We start from the raw sequence: 14822 nt of genomic DNA on the forward strand, positions 1-14822 counted from the left end.
GATGAGCGCATTGCCGCGATTTGTTCCCTCCAGTCAGGAACTGCACGACGCCGACTGGATTCGCAGCAGCCACAGCACGGGCGCCAACAATTGTGTGGAAGTCACCCCTGTCGGGGCGGGCGGTCTCGCGGTTCGCGATTCGAAGAACCCCCAGGGACCCGCCCTGGTCTTCACCCCCGCCGCATGGGCGGACTTCCTGTCCGCGATCCGCGGCGGGGACATCTGACGCCGCGGCGCGGCGCGTTCAGGCGCGCGGGGCGGACGCCGTAATCGCCCCGAGTGCCCGGTCGACGTCCTGCGGGCGCAGATCCGCACGCGCCGTCAGGCGCAGGCGGGAGATCCCGTCCGGCACGGACGGCGGACGGAAGCAGCCGACCCGGACTCCGTCGGCATGGCAGCCCGCTGCCCACTGAAGTGCCTGCTCCGGTGTGGGAGCGAGTACGGAGACCACCGCGGCGTCCGGCCGCAGCGACCTCAGGCCGGACGCCGTCAGTCCCTCGTGCAGCGCGAGGGCCACCTCGCGCACCTTCGCGACACGCTCCGGTTCCCGGCGCAGCAGCCGCAGCGCGGCCAGCGCCCCGCCGGCGGCGGCGGGGTTGAGACCGGTGTCGAAGATGAACGTGCGCGCCGTGTTGACCAGGTGCTCGATGACCGCGGCCGGGCCCAGGACGGCTCCCCCCTGGCTGCCCAGGGACTTCGACAGCGTCACGGTCGCCACGACGCCCGGCGCACCCGCCACGCCGTACGCCCGCGCCGTACCACTGCCGTCCGGGCCGAGGACGCCCAGGCCGTGGGCGTCGTCCACCAGCAGCGCCGCGCCGCGCTCCGCAGCCACCCGGTGCAGGGCGGACAGCGGCGCCGCGTCGCCGTCGACGGAGAAGACGGCGTCGGTGACGACCAGCGCCCGCCCGTCGTGCTCCGCCAGCGCCTTGTCCACGGCGTCCGGGGAGGCGTGCGGGGTCACCGTGGTGGCGGCGCGGGAGAGGCGGCAGCCGTCGATGAGGGAGGCGTGGTTGCCCGCGTCGGAGACGACGAGGCTGTCGGCGCCGGTCAGGGCGGTGACGGCGGCGAGGTTGGCGGCGTAACCGGAGGAGAAGACCAGGGCCGCCTCGAAGCCGCAGAAAGCGGCCAGCTCCGCCTCGAGCTCGGCGTGCAGCTCGGTCGTCCCGGTGACCAGCCGGGAGCCGGTGGCACCGGCGCCCCAGCGGCGGGCGGCGGCAGCCGCCCCCTCGACCACCTCGGGGTGGCGGGTCAGGCCCAGGTAGTCGTTGCCGGCGAGGTCGAGCACCGCGCTGTCCGCGGGGCGCGGGCGCAGGGTGCGCACCAGGCCGGCGCGGCGGCGGGCGGCGGCCGCGTCGGTGATCCATTCGAAGGGGTCGCGGGGCATGGCACGTCCTCGTCAGCGGTTCGGCGGGTCAGCAGTCGAGCAGTTCAGGGGTTCGGCGGGGCAGCAGTCGGGCGGTTCAGCGGTCGTCGGTCACGTGCGGGCACGCTACCGGTGGCCGCCTCCCGGCGCGGTGTGGCAAGACACACAGTGTCCGGGGCACCTCTTGTGCGGTGTCCCCTTGGCTCGCGGCGAGCCGGTAGGCGACTATCGGCGCCATGGACCTCCTCACAACGCTGGTGGACAAGGGGCTGCGCCGTGCGCTGCCCACGCGCGACGAAGCGCTCGCCGTCCTCGCGACCTCCGACGACGAACTCCTCGACGTGGTGGCCGCCGCGGGCCGCGTGCGCCGGCACTGGTTCGGCCGCCGCGTGAAGCTGAACTACCTCGTCAACCTGAAGTCGGGCTTGTGCCCGGAGGACTGCTCGTACTGCTCCCAGCGCCTGGGCTCCGAGGCGGGCATCCTCAAGTACACCTGGATCAAGCCGGAGGAGGCCGCCCGGGCCGCGGGGGCGGGCGTCGCGGGCGGCGCCAAGCGGGTGTGCCTGGTGGCCAGCGGGCGCGGTCCCACCGACCGCGACGTGGAGCGGGTCGCGGGGACCATCGCCGCGATCAAGGAGCAGAACGAGGGCGTCGAGGTGTGCGCCTGCCTCGGACTGCTCTCCGCCGGCCAGGCCGACCGGCTGCGCGCGGCCGGGGCGGACGCGTACAACCACAACCTCAACACCTCCGAGTCGACGTACGGCGACATCTGTACGACGCACGACTACGCGGACCGCGTCGACACCGTGCAGCAGGCGCAGGCGGCGGGTCTGTCGGCGTGCTCCGGGCTGATCGCCGGGATGGGCGAGAGCGACGGGGACCTGGTGGACGTGGTCTTCGGGCTGCGGGAGCTGGACCCGGACTCCGTTCCGGTGAACTTCCTGATCCCCTTCGAGGGGACGCCGCTGGCCAAGGAGTGGAACCTCACCCCGCAGCGCTGCCTGCGGATCCTGGCGATGGTGCGGTTCGTCTGCCCGGACGTCGAGGTGCGGCTGGCGGGCGGGCGCGAGGTGCATCTGCGCAGCATGCAGCCGCTGGCCCTGCACCTGGCCAACTCGATCTTCCTCGGCGACTATCTGACCAGTGAGGGCCAGGCCGGCCAGGCCGACCTCGACATGATCACCGACGCGGGCTTCGAGGTGGAGGGCGCGGGGACGACGACGCTGCCGTCGCACCGGGCGGACGTGGCCGCCGCCGGCTGCGGGGGCGGGGGATGCGGGCCGTGCGGCGAGGACGCCGGTGCCGCCGAGCCTGCCGCCGCCTGCGCCCCCGCCGCCGTGGCGGCGGCGCCCGCGGACGGCGCCGGGGCGCGTACGGACCTCGTGTCCGTACGCCGTCGGGGCGCGGGGACGGATCTGCCGCCCAATGCCTGAGCCGCTCTCCCCCGGCCGGCTGCTGGAGCTGGACCGGGAGCACGTCTGGCATCCGTACGGGCCCATGCCGGGGCGCCAGGAGCCGCTCGTCGTCGAGTCCGCGTCCGGGGTGCGGCTGCGGCTCGCGGAGCCGGTGCACGGCACCGCGGAGCTCGTCGACGGGATGTCGTCGTGGTGGTCCGCCATCCACGGCTACAACCACCCCGTCCTCAACCGCGCGGCGCACGACCAGCTGGAGCGCATGAGCCATGTGATGTTCGGCGGCCTCACCCACGAGCCCGCCGTACGGCTCGCCGCCCGGCTGGTCGAGATCACCCCCGAGCCGCTGCGCCACGTCTTCCTCGCCGACTCGGGCTCTGTGTCCGTCGAGGTCGCCGTCAAGATGTGCCTGCAGTACTGGCGTTCCGTGGGCAGGCCCGAGAAGCGCCGGCTGCTGACCTGGCGCGGCGGCTACCACGGCGACACCTGGCATCCGATGTCCGTCTGCGACCCCGACGGCGGCATGCACGAGCTGTGGAGCGGCTCGCTGCCGCGCCAGGTGTTCGCCCCGGCGCCTCCCGGCGGCTTCGGGGACGAGCCCGATCCCGCGTACGTACGGGAGCTGCGCACGCTGATCGAGCGGCACGCCGCCGAGGCGGCCGCGGTGATCGTCGAACCGGTGGTGCAGGGCGCGGGCGGGATGCGGTTCCACTCCCCCGGCTATCTGCGCGTGCTGCGCGAGGCGTGCGACGAGTACGGCGTCCTGCTGGTGTTCGACGAGATCGCGACCGGGTTCGGGCGTACGGGAGCGCTCTTCGCCGCGGACCATGCCGGGGTGTCTCCCGACGTGATGTGCGTGGGCAAGGCGCTGACCGGCGGCTATCTGACGATGGCGGCGACGCTGTGCACCTCGCGCGTGGCCGAGGGGATCTCGCGGGGCGAGGTGCCGGTGCTGGCGCACGGGCCGACGTTCATGGGGAATCCGCTGGCGGCGGCGGTCGCGGACGCGTCCATTGATCTACTGATCGGACAAGACTGGGCGTTCCACGTGAAACGCCTGGAATCCGGCCTCTCCGCGGGGCTGGCCGAGGCGGCCGGGATCGACGGGGTCGCCGACGTACGGGTGCTCGGCGGCATCGGCGTGGTGCAGCTGGACCACCCCGTCGACATGGCTGCGGCCACCGCCGCGGCGGTGCGGGCCGGGGTGTGGCTGCGGCCGTTCCGCGACCTCGTCTACACCATGCCGCCGTATGTCACCGACGACGACGATCTGGCGCGGATCTGCCGCGCCGTGTGCGCGGCTGCGGCCGCGGGATGAGGAGCTGCAAGTGAGCGTGCTGGTCGTCACCGGGACCGGGACGGAGGTCGGCAAGACCGTGGTGACCGCCGCGCTGGCGGCCGTGACGGCGGCCGGCGGCTGGTCGGTGGCCGCGCTGAAGCCCGCCCAGACGGGTGTCGCCCCGGGCGAACCGGGCGACGTGCACGAGGTGGTCCGGCTGGCCGGCGACACCGTCACGGGTGTGGAGCTGGCCCGCTTCCCCGACCCCCTCGCCCCGGCCACGGCCGCGCGCCGGGCGGGGGTGTCGCCGGTGCGGCCGACGGAGGTGGCGGAGGCCGCGGCGAAGCTGTCGGCCGCCCACGACGTGGTGCTCGTGGAAGGGGCGGGCGGGCTGCTGGTCCGGTTCGACGACGAGGGCTCGACGCTGGCGGACGTCGCCGCCCTGCTGCGCTGCCGGGTCCTGCTGGTGGCGCAGGCGGGGCTGGGCACGCTGAACACGACGGCCCTCACCGCGGAGGCGCTGAAGGCCCGCGACGTGCCGTGCGCGGGCGTGGTGGTGGGCAGCTGGCCGCACGAGCCGGGCCTGGCGGAGGTCTGCAATCTGACCGACCTCCCCGAGGCGGCGGGGGCTCCGCTGCTCGGGGTGCTGCCGGAGGGGGCGGGCCGGATGACACCGGAGGCCTTCCGGGGGGCCGCGCCCGGCTGGCTCGCACCGGAGCTCGGCGGCGTGTGGGACGCGGCGGGGTTCGTGGCCCGGCAGCGGGGCTGAGCGCCGAGCCTCACCGCGCCGGGACGTCTCCTGGAGGACAATCGCGGGTAGCCGTGCTCTGCCGCGTCCTTCCGGGAGGGATATGCCATGCCGCTGGGCAGCCGCCGTCCGCACCGTGATGCCGTGCACCATCCCCTCTTCGCCCGGTGGTACGCGGCCACCAGCCCGCGGGCCGACGTCGGATCGGGTGTGGCGGCGCACCGCGCCGAGCTCCTCGCCGGGCTGTCCGGGCGGGTCATCGAGATCGGCGCCGGCAACGGCCTGAACTTCCGCCACTATCCGGGCACGGTGTCCGAGGTCGTGGCGATCGAACCGGAGCACCGGCTGCGGCAGCTCGCGGTGGACGCGGCGATGCACAGCGACGTCCCCGTGGACGTGGTGCCGGGCGCCGCCGAGGCGCTGCCCGTGAAGAGCGAGGCGTTCGACGCGGCCGTCGCCTCGCTGGTGCTGTGCTCGGTACGGGACGTACCGCGCGCGCTCGCCGAACTGCGCCGCGTGCTGCGGCCCGGCGCGGAGCTGCGGCTGTTCGAGCACGTGCGGTCGGAGAAGCCGGTCAAGCGCAGGGTGCAGCGGCTGGCCGACGCCACCGTGTGGCCCCGGCTGTTCGGCGGCTGCCACAGCGGCCGCGACCTGCTGAGGGAGCTCGACGCGGCGGGCTTCGACCTGGTCGACCACCGGCGGCTGCGGGTGCCGGCGCGGGGGCCCGCGACGCCGGCGTCGGAGCATGTGCTGGGGGTGGCGCGGAAGCGGCTCTGAGGGGCCGGCCCGTGTCACCCCTCCCGGCGCCCCGGTCTCACTCCCCGGTCACGCCGTCGATCGCCTCGCGCAGCAGGTCCGCGTGGCCGTTGTGCCGGGCGTACTCCTCGATCAGGTGGCCGTAGACCCAGCGCAGGCTCGTGGTCCGGCCCCGCTTGTCGGTGAAGATCTCGTCCAGGCCGCGGTCGGCGACCGCGGCGTCGCAGGCGGCGGTCTCCGCCTGGTAGACGGCCAGGTCCGCACGGGCGTCGGCGGTCGGTACGTCGTCGAAGTCGCCGTCGGGGTTGTCGGGGGTCCAGTACAGGTCGTCCACGTCCTCGCCCAGGAAGCACTGGCGGAACCACCAGCGCTCCACCAGTGCCAGATGGCGCAGCAGGCCGTGCAGAGTGAGAGTGGAGGTAGGCACGCTCGGCGTGCGCAGCTGCTCGGGGGTCAGGCCCGCGCACTTCATCAGCAGGGTGTCGCGGTGATAGTCGAGCCAGCCCTGCAGCATCTCCCGTTCGGGAGCGGTTCGGGGCTCGGTACGGCGTTCGGTCTGCGGCATGGTCCAGGTCATGCGGCGCAGCCTAGCGGGCGGTCCGGCGCGGGTCCCCCGGATATTCCCGCTGGTGAGGAGGGCGCCCAGGAGCACCGTTACTCCCGCGGTAGCTCGTACGAGCTCCTCCCGCAGAACGAGGGAGCATCGTGGAGTTGGCCCGCCAGAGGGATGCCGAGGCGGCTGCGGGCCCCCTAGTCTCGGCCTGCAGGCGGGAGTTGAGCGGATCGAGCGCGAGGAGGCGCTGTGTCCACACCGGCGGCGGCACAGGAGTACGGTCTGGCGGACGGGGCCGGGATCGCGGCCCGGGCTGCCGGGCTGACCAAGGCGTACGGCACCGGCGAGACGACCGTCGTCGCGCTCGACGCGGTGGACGTGGCGATCACCCGCGGGCGGTTCACGGCGGTGATGGGGCCCTCCGGGTCCGGGAAGTCGACGCTGATGCACTGTCTGGCCGGGCTGGACACGGTATCCGCCGGGCAGGTGTGGCTGGGCGGGACGGAGATCACCGGGCTGAACGACCGGGAGCTGACCCGGCTGCGCCGCGACCGGGTGGGGTTCATGTTCCAGTCGTTCAATCTGCTCCCCACGCTCAACGCGCTGGAGAACATCACCCTGCCGATGGACATCGCGGGCCGCAAGCCCGACCGGGAGTGGCTGCGGCAGGTCATCGACACCCTGGGGCTGGGCGACCGGCTGAAGCACCGGCCGGCGGAGCTGTCTGGCGGGCAGCAGCAGCGCGTCGCCTGCGCCCGGGCGCTGGCCTCCCGCCCCGAGCTGATCTTCGCCGACGAGCCCACGGGCAACCTCGACTCGCGCTCCGGCCAGGAGGTGCTGGCGATGCTCAGATCGGCCGTGGACGAGCTCGGGCAGACGGTGGTGATGGTGACCCACGACCCCGGCGCGGCCGCGGTCTCCGACCTGGTGCTGTTCCTGGCCGACGGGCGGATCGTGGACGAGATGCCGCACCCGACGGCCGAGGCGGTCCTCGAGCGGATGAAGCGCTTCGACGGGGTACGGAAGAGCTGAGGCCCGGAGATGCTGAGGGCGAGCCTGCGGAGCTTCGTCGCACACAAGGGGCGGATGCTGCTGTCCGCCCTCGCCGTCCTGCTGTCCGTGGCCTTCGTGGCCGGGAGCCTGATCTTCTCCGACACCGTGAGCCGCACCTTCGACCGGCTCTTCCAGTCCAGCGCCGCCGATGTGGCGGTGGAGCCGCGGGAGGACTTCAACGAGGCCGGGGGCACGCGCTCGGGCCAGACACCCGTCATCCCCGCCTCGCTGCGGGAGAAGGTGGCCGGGGTGGAGGGCGTCGCCGCCGCCCATCTCGATGTCGGCGTCGAGAACATCACCCTGGTCGACGAGAACAACAAGCAGGTGGGCCCGACGACCGGCCCGCCCACCCTGGGTGCCAACTGGCAGCAGACCGACCACAGCGTCGTCGAGCTGCACAGCGGACGCGAACCGCGCGGGCCGGACGAGGTCCTGCTGGACAAGGACACGGCCGACCGCAAGGACGTGGAGATCGGCGACACGCTGAGGGTGATCGCCGCGCCGGGGTCGTTCGACGCCGAGGTCGTCGGCATCGCCGCGTTCACCTCGACCAACCCGGGCGCCGCGCTCGTCTGGCTCGAGACACCGGCGGCGCAGGAACGGCTGCTCGGGCGTACGGACGCCGTCACCTCGATCTCCCTGGACGCCGCGCAGGGAGTCTCCGACAAGGAGCTCAAGCAGCGGGTGGCGGCGGCCGTCGGCCCGCAGTACGCGGTGAAGACGGCGGACGAGCAGGCCAAGTCGGCGACGGAGGAGCTGGGCGGGTTCCTCGACATCATCAAGTACGTGATGCTCGGCTTCGCCGGGATCGCGGTGCTGGTCGGCGTCTTCCTGATCGTCAACACGTTCTCCATGCTCATCGCCCAGCGCACCCGCGAGCTGGGCCTGATGCGCGCGCTCGGCGCGGACCGGCGGCAGGTGCGGCGCTCCGTGCTCACCGAGGCGGTGCTGCTGGGCCTGGTCGGCTCCACGCTCGGCCTGGCGGCGGGAGTGGCTCTGGCGGCGGGGCTGATCGAGCTGCTGGGCGCGCTCGGCATGAACCTCGACGCGGCGGAGATGGTCGTGGTGTGGACGACGCCGCTCGCCGCGTACGTGGTGGGGCTGGGCGTGACGTTCGTCGCCGCGTATCTGCCCGCCCGGCGCGCGGCGCGGGTCTCGCCGATGGCGGCCCTCGCGGACATCGAGGTGTCCGGGACCGGGAAGCCGCTGCGGATACGGGCGGTCGTCGGCGCCGTGGTCGCGGCCGGCGGAGTGGCCTCGCTCGCGGCGTGCGCGGTGAACGCGGACACCTCGACGGCGTCGCTGTGGCTGGTCACGGGCGTGGTCCTCACCCTGATCGCCACGGTGATCGCGGGGCCGCTGCTGGTGCGTCCGGTGATCCGGGTGCTGGGCGGGGCGTTCCCGCGGGTCTTCGGACCGGTCGGGGCGATGAGCCAGCGCAACGCCCTGCGCAATCCGCGCCGTACCGGAGCGACCGCCTCGGCCCTGATGGTGGGGCTGGCGCTGGTCGGCGGGCTGTCCATCGCCGGGGCGTCGATGACCCGGTCCGTGGACGACGAGCTGGACCGCACGCTGGGCGCCGACTTCGTGATCACCGGCAACAACTTCATCCCGTTCCAGCACGAGGTCACCGAGCGGGTCCGCGACGTCGACGGGGTGGGGCTGCTGATCCGTGAGCGGGCCGCCACGGCCCGGATCACCCTGCCCGACGGCGGGACCACGCGGACCCCGATCGGCGCGTACGACCAGGGCGTCGACCGGGCGTTCAAGCTCGAGTACGCGGGCGGCGACACCGATGCCGCGCTGGCGAAGGACCGGCTCGGCGTGCAGAAGGACTACGCGGACGAGCACGGGATACGCATCGGCAGCGTACTGCCCGTCCAGTTCGCGGACGGCACGCGTGCGCGGCTCACCGTGGCGGCGCTGACGGTCGCGGAATCCGATGCCTTCACCGAGGGCGGCGGGTTCTTCATGGGCATCGAGACGCTGGACGAGTACCAGCCCGGCGCCCTGGACAGCGGGCTGCTCGTCAACGCCGCGGACGGCACCTCCCCGGAGCGGCTGCGCGCCGGGCTGGAGTCGGCGCTCGAGGAGTATCCGCAGGTGGCGGTGCGCGACCGCGCGGACTTCAAGGAGCTGATCCGCCAGCAGATATCCGTGCTGCTGTATCTGGTGTACGCGCTGCTGGGCCTCGCGATCGTCATCGCGGTGCTCGGCGTCGTCAACACCCTCGCGCTGTCCGTGGTGGAGCGCACCCGGGAGATCGGACTGCTGCGGGCGATCGGGCTGTCGCGCAGACAGCTGCGGCGGATGATCCGGCTGGAGTCCGTGGTGATCGCGGTGTTCGGCGCGGTGCTGGGCCTCGCCCTCGGGCTGGTCTGGGGTGTCTCCGTGTGGCAGGTGCTGGCGCTCGAAGGGCTGAAGGCGTTCGCCATCCCGTGGGTCACGGTCATCGCGGTCGTCGCCGGCTCGGTGCTGGTCGGACTGGCCGCCGCCCTGCTGCCCGCGCTGCGGGCGGCGCGGCTGAACGTACTGGCGGCCATCGCCCACGAGTGACGGACGGCGCGCTCGGGTTGCGCGAGGCGTGCGGGGCGCAGAGGACGGACGGGGCGCAGGGGACGGGCGGGGCAGACCGGGCGCACGGGGCGGAAAAACACTTGGACGGCGGGGGCGTCGGCGCGGGAGACTGCTGCGGTTTCCCCGCCGCCCCCCTGCTTCTGCCCTGCGCTGCTTCCTGCTGCGCGCGCGAGCACGGTGGCGGCCGCCGCACGACCATTCGGGGTGGAGATGGCAACGCCCGAAAGGCGCGGAGGTTTACCGGGCAAGGGCCCGGTGCTCCTCGCGCTCCGCTACTACGGACACGAACTCAAACGCCAGCGCCGGCTGACGGCGCCGGCCCTGCTGCTGCCCGCTCTCGGCAACATCGGCCTCAACTACCTCGCACCACTGGTCATCGCCAAACTCGTCGCCGACATCGCCGACGGCGGTGACACCGGACTCGACGCGACGCTCCCCTACGTCCTCGCCTTCGCCGGCGTCCTGCTCTTCGCCGAGGTGCTCTGGCGCGTCGGCCTGCACTGTCTGAACCGCCTCGACGCGCGCGGCGTGGAACACCTGTACGTCATCGGCATGGACGAACTGTTCGCCAAGGACGCCGCGTTCTTCCACGACAACTTCGCCGGATCCCTCACCAAGCGGGTGCTGAGCTTCGCCACCCGCTTCGAGGAGTTCGTCGACACCCTCACCTTCCAGATCATGGGCAGCGTCGTGCCCCTGCTGTTCGGCTCCGTGGTGCTGTGGCGCTACGAGCCGCTGCTGGTCGTCGTCCTGCTGACGATGATCGGGCTGACGGCGCTGTGTGTGGTACCGCTGATCCGCCGCCGCCAGGCGCTGGTCGACCTGCGCGAGCAGGCCATCGCCCGGGTGTCCGGCCATGTCGCCGACAGCCTGATGAACATGGACACGGTGCGGGCGTTCGCCGCCGAGGAGCGCGAGGCGGCCGAACACCGCTCCCGGGTCGCGGAGTCGCGCCGCCTCACCCTGCGCTCCTGGGACTACGGCAACCTGCGCATCGACACCCTGGTGGCCCCGATGTCCGTGGCCACGAACGCGCTGGGCCTGCTCCTCGCGGTGACCCTCGCCGGGAACGGGCACGACATCGAGGCGATCGTCGTCGCGTTCACGTACTTCAGCAACGCCACCCGGATCATGTTCGAGTTCAACCAGATCTACCGCCGGCTGGAGAGCTCGATGACGGAGGCCGCGCAGTTCACCGAGCTGCTGCTGAGTCCGCCGACCGTGCTGGACCCGGCGGAGCCCGAGCCGCTCGCCCCGCGGCCCCGCGACGTGTGCTTCGAGCGGGTCCACTTCACCCACCGGGGCGCCGACCCGCTCTTCGAGGGCCTCGACCTGGCCGTGCCCAGCGGGACGAAGGTGGGCCTGGTGGGCCGCTCCGGCGGCGGCAAGACCACCCTCACCCGGCTGCTGCTGCGGATGACCGACATCGACGGCGGCCGGATCCTCGTCGGCGGCCAGGACATCAGCCGGCTGCGCCAGGCCGACCTGCGCAACCTGATGGCGTACGTGCCGCAGGACCCGGCGATGTTCCACCGCACGCTGCGCGACAACATCGCCTTCGCCCGGCCCGGCGCCACCGACGCCGAGATCCGGCGGGCGGCGGAGGCGGCGCACGTCACGGAGTTCGCGGACGCCCTGCCCGACGGCTTCCGGACGATGGTGGGTGAGCGGGGCATCAAGCTCTCGGGCGGTCAGCGCCAGCGGGTCGCGCTGGCCCGGGCGATCCTGCGGGACGCGCCGATCCTGCTGCTCGACGAGGCGACCAGCGCACTGGACTCCGAGAGCGAGCTGCTGGTCCAGGAGGCGCTGTGGCGGCTCATGGAGGGCCGTACGGCGCTGGTGGTGGCGCACCGGCTGAGCACGGTCGCCGGCATGGACCGGCTGGTGGTCCTCGACCGCGGCCGCATCGTCGAGCAGGGCAGCCACCAGGAGCTGCTGGACGCCGAGGGCACGTACGCGAAGCTCTGGCGGCACCAGTCGGGCGGCTTCCTGGACGACACGGCGGACGACGAGCCCGCAACGGACGTCAGCAGCGTCCCCGTCCACAGTGTGGAAACCCGCTCGCCAGGCGGTCAGCCGCTCTGATTGGCTCGCCGCCATGAGCGATCTCCACATCCGCCACGCCACCCTCGCGGACATCGACGACGTGCTCGGCTTCTGGCGGGAGGCCGCCGAGGGCACGAGCATCAGCGACGACCGCGAGGGGGTGGCCCGCCTCATCGAGCGGGACCCCGAGGCCCTGCTCCTGGCGGAGCGCGGCGGCGCACTGGCCGGCTCGGTCATCGCCGGCTTCGACGGCTGGCGGTGCCACGCCTACCGGCTGGCCGTGCACCCCGCGCACCGCCGGCAGGGCGTCGGCACCGCCCTGCTCGAGGCGGCGGAGAAGCGCTTCGCGGCGCTCGGCGGGCGCCGCGCCGACGCCATGGTCCTCGAGGCGAACGAACGCGCCCAGCACGCCTGGGGCGCGTCCGGCTACCACCGCGAGGACCACTGGCGCCGCTGGGTCAAGCCGCTGTAGAGGGCTCCCCGGGACTCCCCGCACTCCCGCGGCCGCACCCCACGCCCATCCCCTTTGCCTTTCCTTTACTATGGACCGTCACACAGGAACCCGACGGACGACCAGAAAGGTGTGAGCGTCCCCTGATGGACGAGCCTCCCAGTAGCCGGTATCGCGTAGCCCGCCCCCCGTGTCCGATCATGGAGCGGTGGTGACCCGATGACCGAACTTCTCCTCCTGGCGCTCGCCCTCGCGCTGTGCCTGGCGTGCGGCCTCTTCGTAGCCGCCGAGTTCTCCCTGACCACCGTCGAGCGCAGTGAGCTCGAAGAGGCCGTGGAGCGGGGTGAGCCCGGCGCGGAGAGCGCGCTGAAGGCGGTCCGCAGCCTCACCTTCCAGCTCTCCGGTGCCCAGCTGGGCATCACGGTCACCAACCTCGTCGTCGGCATGCTCGCCGAGCCGTCCGTCGCCGCGCTCCTGCACGGGCCGCTGACTGCCGTCGGCGTCCCCGAGTCGGCCGTGCCCGGCGTCGCCCTGGCCCTCGGCACCGCGCTGTCGACCCTCGTGCTGATGGTGGTCGGCGAGCTGGTGCCGAAGAACTGGGCGATCTCCCGCCCGCTGCCCGTGGCCAAGCGGGTCGCCGCGTTCCAGCGCGGGTTCAGCGCCGCGTTCGGCCCGTTCATCCACTGGCTGAACAACACCGCCAACCGCCTGATCCGCCTGATGGGCATGGAGCCGGCCGAGGAGCTGGCCTCGGCACGCAGCCCGCAGGAGCTCGTCGCCCTGGCCCGGCACTCCGCGAGGGAGGGCTCGCTGGAGGCGGACACGGCCGAGCTGTTCGTCCGTACGCTCAATCTCGCGGACCTGACCGCCGAGAACGTGATGACGCCCCGGGTGCAGGTCACCGCCCTGGAGATCCAGGCCACCGCGGAGGACGTCGCCAACGCCACCCGCGCGACCGGCCTGTCCCGCTTCCCCGTCTACCGGGGCACCCTCGACACCGTCGTCGGCATCGCGCACATCAAGGACGTGCTGGCCATACCGGCCGAGCGCCGCCCCCGCGTACCGGTGGGCGATCTGATGCGCGAGCCACTGCTGGTGCCCGAGACGCTCACCGTGGACCGGCTGCTCGACCGGCTGTCCACCCAGCGCTCCATGGCCGTCGTGATCGACGAGTACGGCGGTACGGCCGGCGTGGCCACCCTGGAGGACATCGTCGAGGAGGTCGTCGGCGAGGTCCGCGACGAGCACGATCCGCACGAGACGGCCGACCTGGTCGCCACCGGCGCGGACGCCGACGGCCGGCAGACATTCGACGCCGACGGCGCGGTCCGGCCGGACCAGCTGGAGGCCATCGGCATGCGGGCGCCGGAAGGCCCGTACGAGACGCTCGCCGGGCTCGTCGCCACCGAGCTGGGGCGTATCCCGGCCGGCGGTGACCGGGTGCTGGTCGGCGGCTGGGAGATCGAGGTGGTCGACGCCACCGGCCGCCGCGCGGCGCGGGTCCTGCTGCGCGCGCCGGCGAACCACGGACACGAGCACGAGCGGAGTGAGGGCCGATGACCGCCGTACAGCTGCTGATCGGCCTGCTGACGCTGGTCGTGAACGCGTTCTTCGTCGGCGCCGAGTTCGCCCTGATCTCGGTGCGCCGGGCGCAGATCGAACCGTTCGCCCGCGCCGGCAACAAGCGGGCGCGGCGGGTGCTGTGGGGACTGGAGCACGTGTCGACGCTGATGGCGAGCGCGCAGCTGGGCATCACGCTGTGCACCCTAGTGCTGGGCATCGTGGCGGAGCCGGCGATCGCACACCTGCTGGAGCCGGTGTTCGACGCCGTCGGGGTGCCGCACGGACTGGTGCACCCGATCTCGTTCGTGATCGCGCTGTCCGTGGCGACGTATCTGCACATGCTCCTCGGCGAGATGCTGCCGAAGAACGTGGCGCTTGCCGACCCGGTCCGCTCCGCGCTGCTGCTGGGGCCGCCGCTGGTGGCCATGACGCGCGCGCTGCGGCCCGTGGTGTACGTCGTGAACGCCGCCGCCAACGGACTGCTGCGGCTGCTGCGGGTGGAGCCGAAGGACGAGGTCTCGGCGACGTTCTCCGACGACGAGCTGGCCCGGATCGTGCGCGACTCCGGTGAGGCGGGACTGATCGACGACCGGGCGAAGGAGCGGCTGCAGGACGCCCTGGAGCTGGGCCGCCGTCCGGTGCGCGAGATCGTGCTGCCGCCGGAGCGGGTGGTGTCGGCCCGGTTCGGGATCACCCCGGAGGGGCTGGAGCAGCTGTCGGCGGAGTCCGGGTTCTCCCGCTTCCCGGTGGCCGACGACGGCGGCCGCGTCTTCGGGTACCTGCATGTGAAGGACGCCCTGGACCGCTCCCCGCGGGACCTGCCGTTCCCGGTGAGCGCGATGCGGCCGATCGCCCGGGTCCGGGCGGCCACACCGCTGGACGACGTGCTGACCGCGATGCGCCGCAGCCGTACGCATCTGGCCGCGGTGACGGACGAGGACGGGCGCCCGGCGGGCATGGTCACGATGGAGGACGTGCTGCGCGAGCTCGTCGGACAGGGCGCGTAAAATCTCCACCG

At 73.1% G+C, this 14822-nt stretch carries 13 protein-coding genes; 11 read left to right on the forward strand and 2 right to left on the reverse strand.

The window, feature by feature from the left end:
• Position 1: 1 nt before the first annotated feature.
• Positions 2-226, forward strand: coding sequence for a DUF397 domain-containing protein (locus tag AB0M28_RS07490; protein ID WP_365399257.1), 225 nt, complete (start codon positions 2-4; stop codon positions 224-226).
• A gap of 18 nt (positions 227-244) precedes the next feature.
• Here AB0M28_RS07490 and AB0M28_RS07495 read toward each other — a convergent pair whose 3' ends face one another.
• Positions 245-1387, reverse strand: a complete 1143-nt coding sequence (locus tag AB0M28_RS07495) for an 8-amino-7-oxononanoate synthase (protein ID WP_365399259.1) — start codon at positions 1385-1387, stop codon at positions 245-247.
• Between the two features lie 215 nt (positions 1388-1602).
• Between AB0M28_RS07495 and bioB the strand changes: the two genes are divergently transcribed.
• The 4 genes from bioB to AB0M28_RS07515 all read left to right on the forward strand — a co-directional run bounded on the left by bioB (position 1603) and on the right by AB0M28_RS07515 (position 5582).
• Positions 1603-2799 (forward strand): biotin synthase BioB, encoded by a 1197-nt coding sequence (gene bioB, locus AB0M28_RS07500; RefSeq protein WP_365399262.1) that lies wholly within the window; start codon positions 1603-1605, stop codon positions 2797-2799.
• A complete protein-coding gene (locus AB0M28_RS07505; RefSeq protein ID WP_365399265.1) occupies positions 2792-4096 on the forward strand; it encodes an adenosylmethionine--8-amino-7-oxononanoate transaminase in 1305 nt (434 codons plus the stop codon). Before bioB ends, AB0M28_RS07505 begins: the two co-directional genes overlap by 8 nt.
• 10 nt (positions 4097-4106) lie before the next feature.
• Positions 4107-4826, forward strand: a complete 720-nt coding sequence (gene bioD / locus AB0M28_RS07510) for a dethiobiotin synthase (RefSeq protein ID WP_365399268.1) — start codon at positions 4107-4109, stop codon at positions 4824-4826.
• An 87-nt stretch (positions 4827-4913) separates the two neighbouring features.
• The gene (locus tag AB0M28_RS07515; protein WP_365399271.1) at positions 4914-5582 is read left to right on the forward strand and encodes a methyltransferase domain-containing protein; all 669 of its coding nucleotides are present in this window, start codon (positions 4914-4916) and stop codon (positions 5580-5582) included.
• A 37-nt stretch (positions 5583-5619) separates the two neighbouring features.
• On the opposite strand, the gene AB0M28_RS07520 is transcribed toward AB0M28_RS07515, so the two are convergent.
• Complete coding sequence (locus AB0M28_RS07520) at positions 5620-6138, reverse strand: DinB family protein (RefSeq protein WP_365399273.1); 519 nt, start codon at positions 6136-6138, stop codon at positions 5620-5622.
• A gap of 225 nt (positions 6139-6363) precedes the next feature.
• On the opposite strand from AB0M28_RS07520, the gene AB0M28_RS07525 reads away from it, so the two are divergent.
• The 6 genes from AB0M28_RS07525 to AB0M28_RS07550 all read left to right on the forward strand — a co-directional run bounded on the left by AB0M28_RS07525 (position 6364) and on the right by AB0M28_RS07550 (position 14811).
• Positions 6364-7146, forward strand: a complete 783-nt coding sequence (locus AB0M28_RS07525) for an ABC transporter ATP-binding protein (protein ID WP_365399276.1) — start codon at positions 6364-6366, stop codon at positions 7144-7146.
• A gap of 9 nt (positions 7147-7155) precedes the next feature.
• Positions 7156-9723, forward strand: coding sequence for an FtsX-like permease family protein (locus AB0M28_RS07530; RefSeq protein ID WP_365399278.1), 2568 nt, complete (start codon positions 7156-7158; stop codon positions 9721-9723).
• 231 nt (positions 9724-9954) lie between these two features.
• Positions 9955-11829 carry an ABC transporter ATP-binding protein gene (locus AB0M28_RS07535; protein WP_365399281.1) on the forward strand — a complete coding sequence of 625 codons (1875 nt, stop codon included), beginning with the start codon at positions 9955-9957 and terminating at the stop codon, positions 11827-11829.
• A gap of 13 nt (positions 11830-11842) precedes the next feature.
• Positions 11843-12262, forward strand: coding sequence for a GNAT family N-acetyltransferase (locus AB0M28_RS07540; RefSeq protein WP_365399284.1), 420 nt, complete (start codon positions 11843-11845; stop codon positions 12260-12262).
• A gap of 198 nt (positions 12263-12460) precedes the next feature.
• Complete coding sequence (locus AB0M28_RS07545) at positions 12461-13801, forward strand: hemolysin family protein (protein WP_365399285.1); 1341 nt, start codon at positions 12461-12463, stop codon at positions 13799-13801.
• Positions 13798-14811 carry a hemolysin family protein gene (locus AB0M28_RS07550; protein WP_365399288.1) on the forward strand — a complete coding sequence of 338 codons (1014 nt, stop codon included), beginning with the start codon at positions 13798-13800 and terminating at the stop codon, positions 14809-14811. The genes AB0M28_RS07545 and AB0M28_RS07550 overlap by 4 nt, the downstream gene beginning before the upstream one ends.
• The last annotated feature ends 11 nt before the right edge of the window (positions 14812-14822 follow it).

Source organism: Streptomyces sp. NPDC051940 (genome assembly GCF_040680895.1).
In the GTDB taxonomy this organism is placed as follows: domain Bacteria; phylum Actinomycetota; class Actinomycetes; order Streptomycetales; family Streptomycetaceae; genus Streptomyces.

Coding starts and splice junctions, on each gene's coding strand:
- AB0M28_RS07515 (WP_365399271.1), top strand. CDS start 4,914: ATGCCGCTGGGCAGCCGCCGTCCGCACCGTGATGCCGTGCACCATCCC.
- AB0M28_RS07545 (WP_365399285.1), top strand. CDS start 12,461: ATGACCGAACTTCTCCTCCTGGCGCTCGCCCTCGCGCTGTGCCTGGCG.
- AB0M28_RS07540 (WP_365399284.1), top strand. CDS start 11,843: ATGAGCGATCTCCACATCCGCCACGCCACCCTCGCGGACATCGACGAC.
- AB0M28_RS07535 (WP_365399281.1), top strand. CDS start 9,955: ATGGCAACGCCCGAAAGGCGCGGAGGTTTACCGGGCAAGGGCCCGGTG.
- AB0M28_RS07530 (WP_365399278.1), top strand. CDS start 7,156: ATGCTGAGGGCGAGCCTGCGGAGCTTCGTCGCACACAAGGGGCGGATG.
- AB0M28_RS07550 (WP_365399288.1), top strand. CDS start 13,798: ATGACCGCCGTACAGCTGCTGATCGGCCTGCTGACGCTGGTCGTGAAC.
- AB0M28_RS07520 (WP_365399273.1), bottom strand. CDS start 6,138: ATGACCTGGACCATGCCGCAGACCGAACGCCGTACCGAGCCCCGAACC.
- AB0M28_RS07490 (WP_365399257.1), top strand. CDS start 2: ATGAGCGCATTGCCGCGATTTGTTCCCTCCAGTCAGGAACTGCACGAC.
- AB0M28_RS07495 (WP_365399259.1), bottom strand. CDS start 1,387: ATGCCCCGCGACCCCTTCGAATGGATCACCGACGCGGCCGCCGCCCGC.
- bioB (WP_365399262.1), top strand. CDS start 1,603: ATGGACCTCCTCACAACGCTGGTGGACAAGGGGCTGCGCCGTGCGCTG.
- AB0M28_RS07505 (WP_365399265.1), top strand. CDS start 2,792: ATGCCTGAGCCGCTCTCCCCCGGCCGGCTGCTGGAGCTGGACCGGGAG.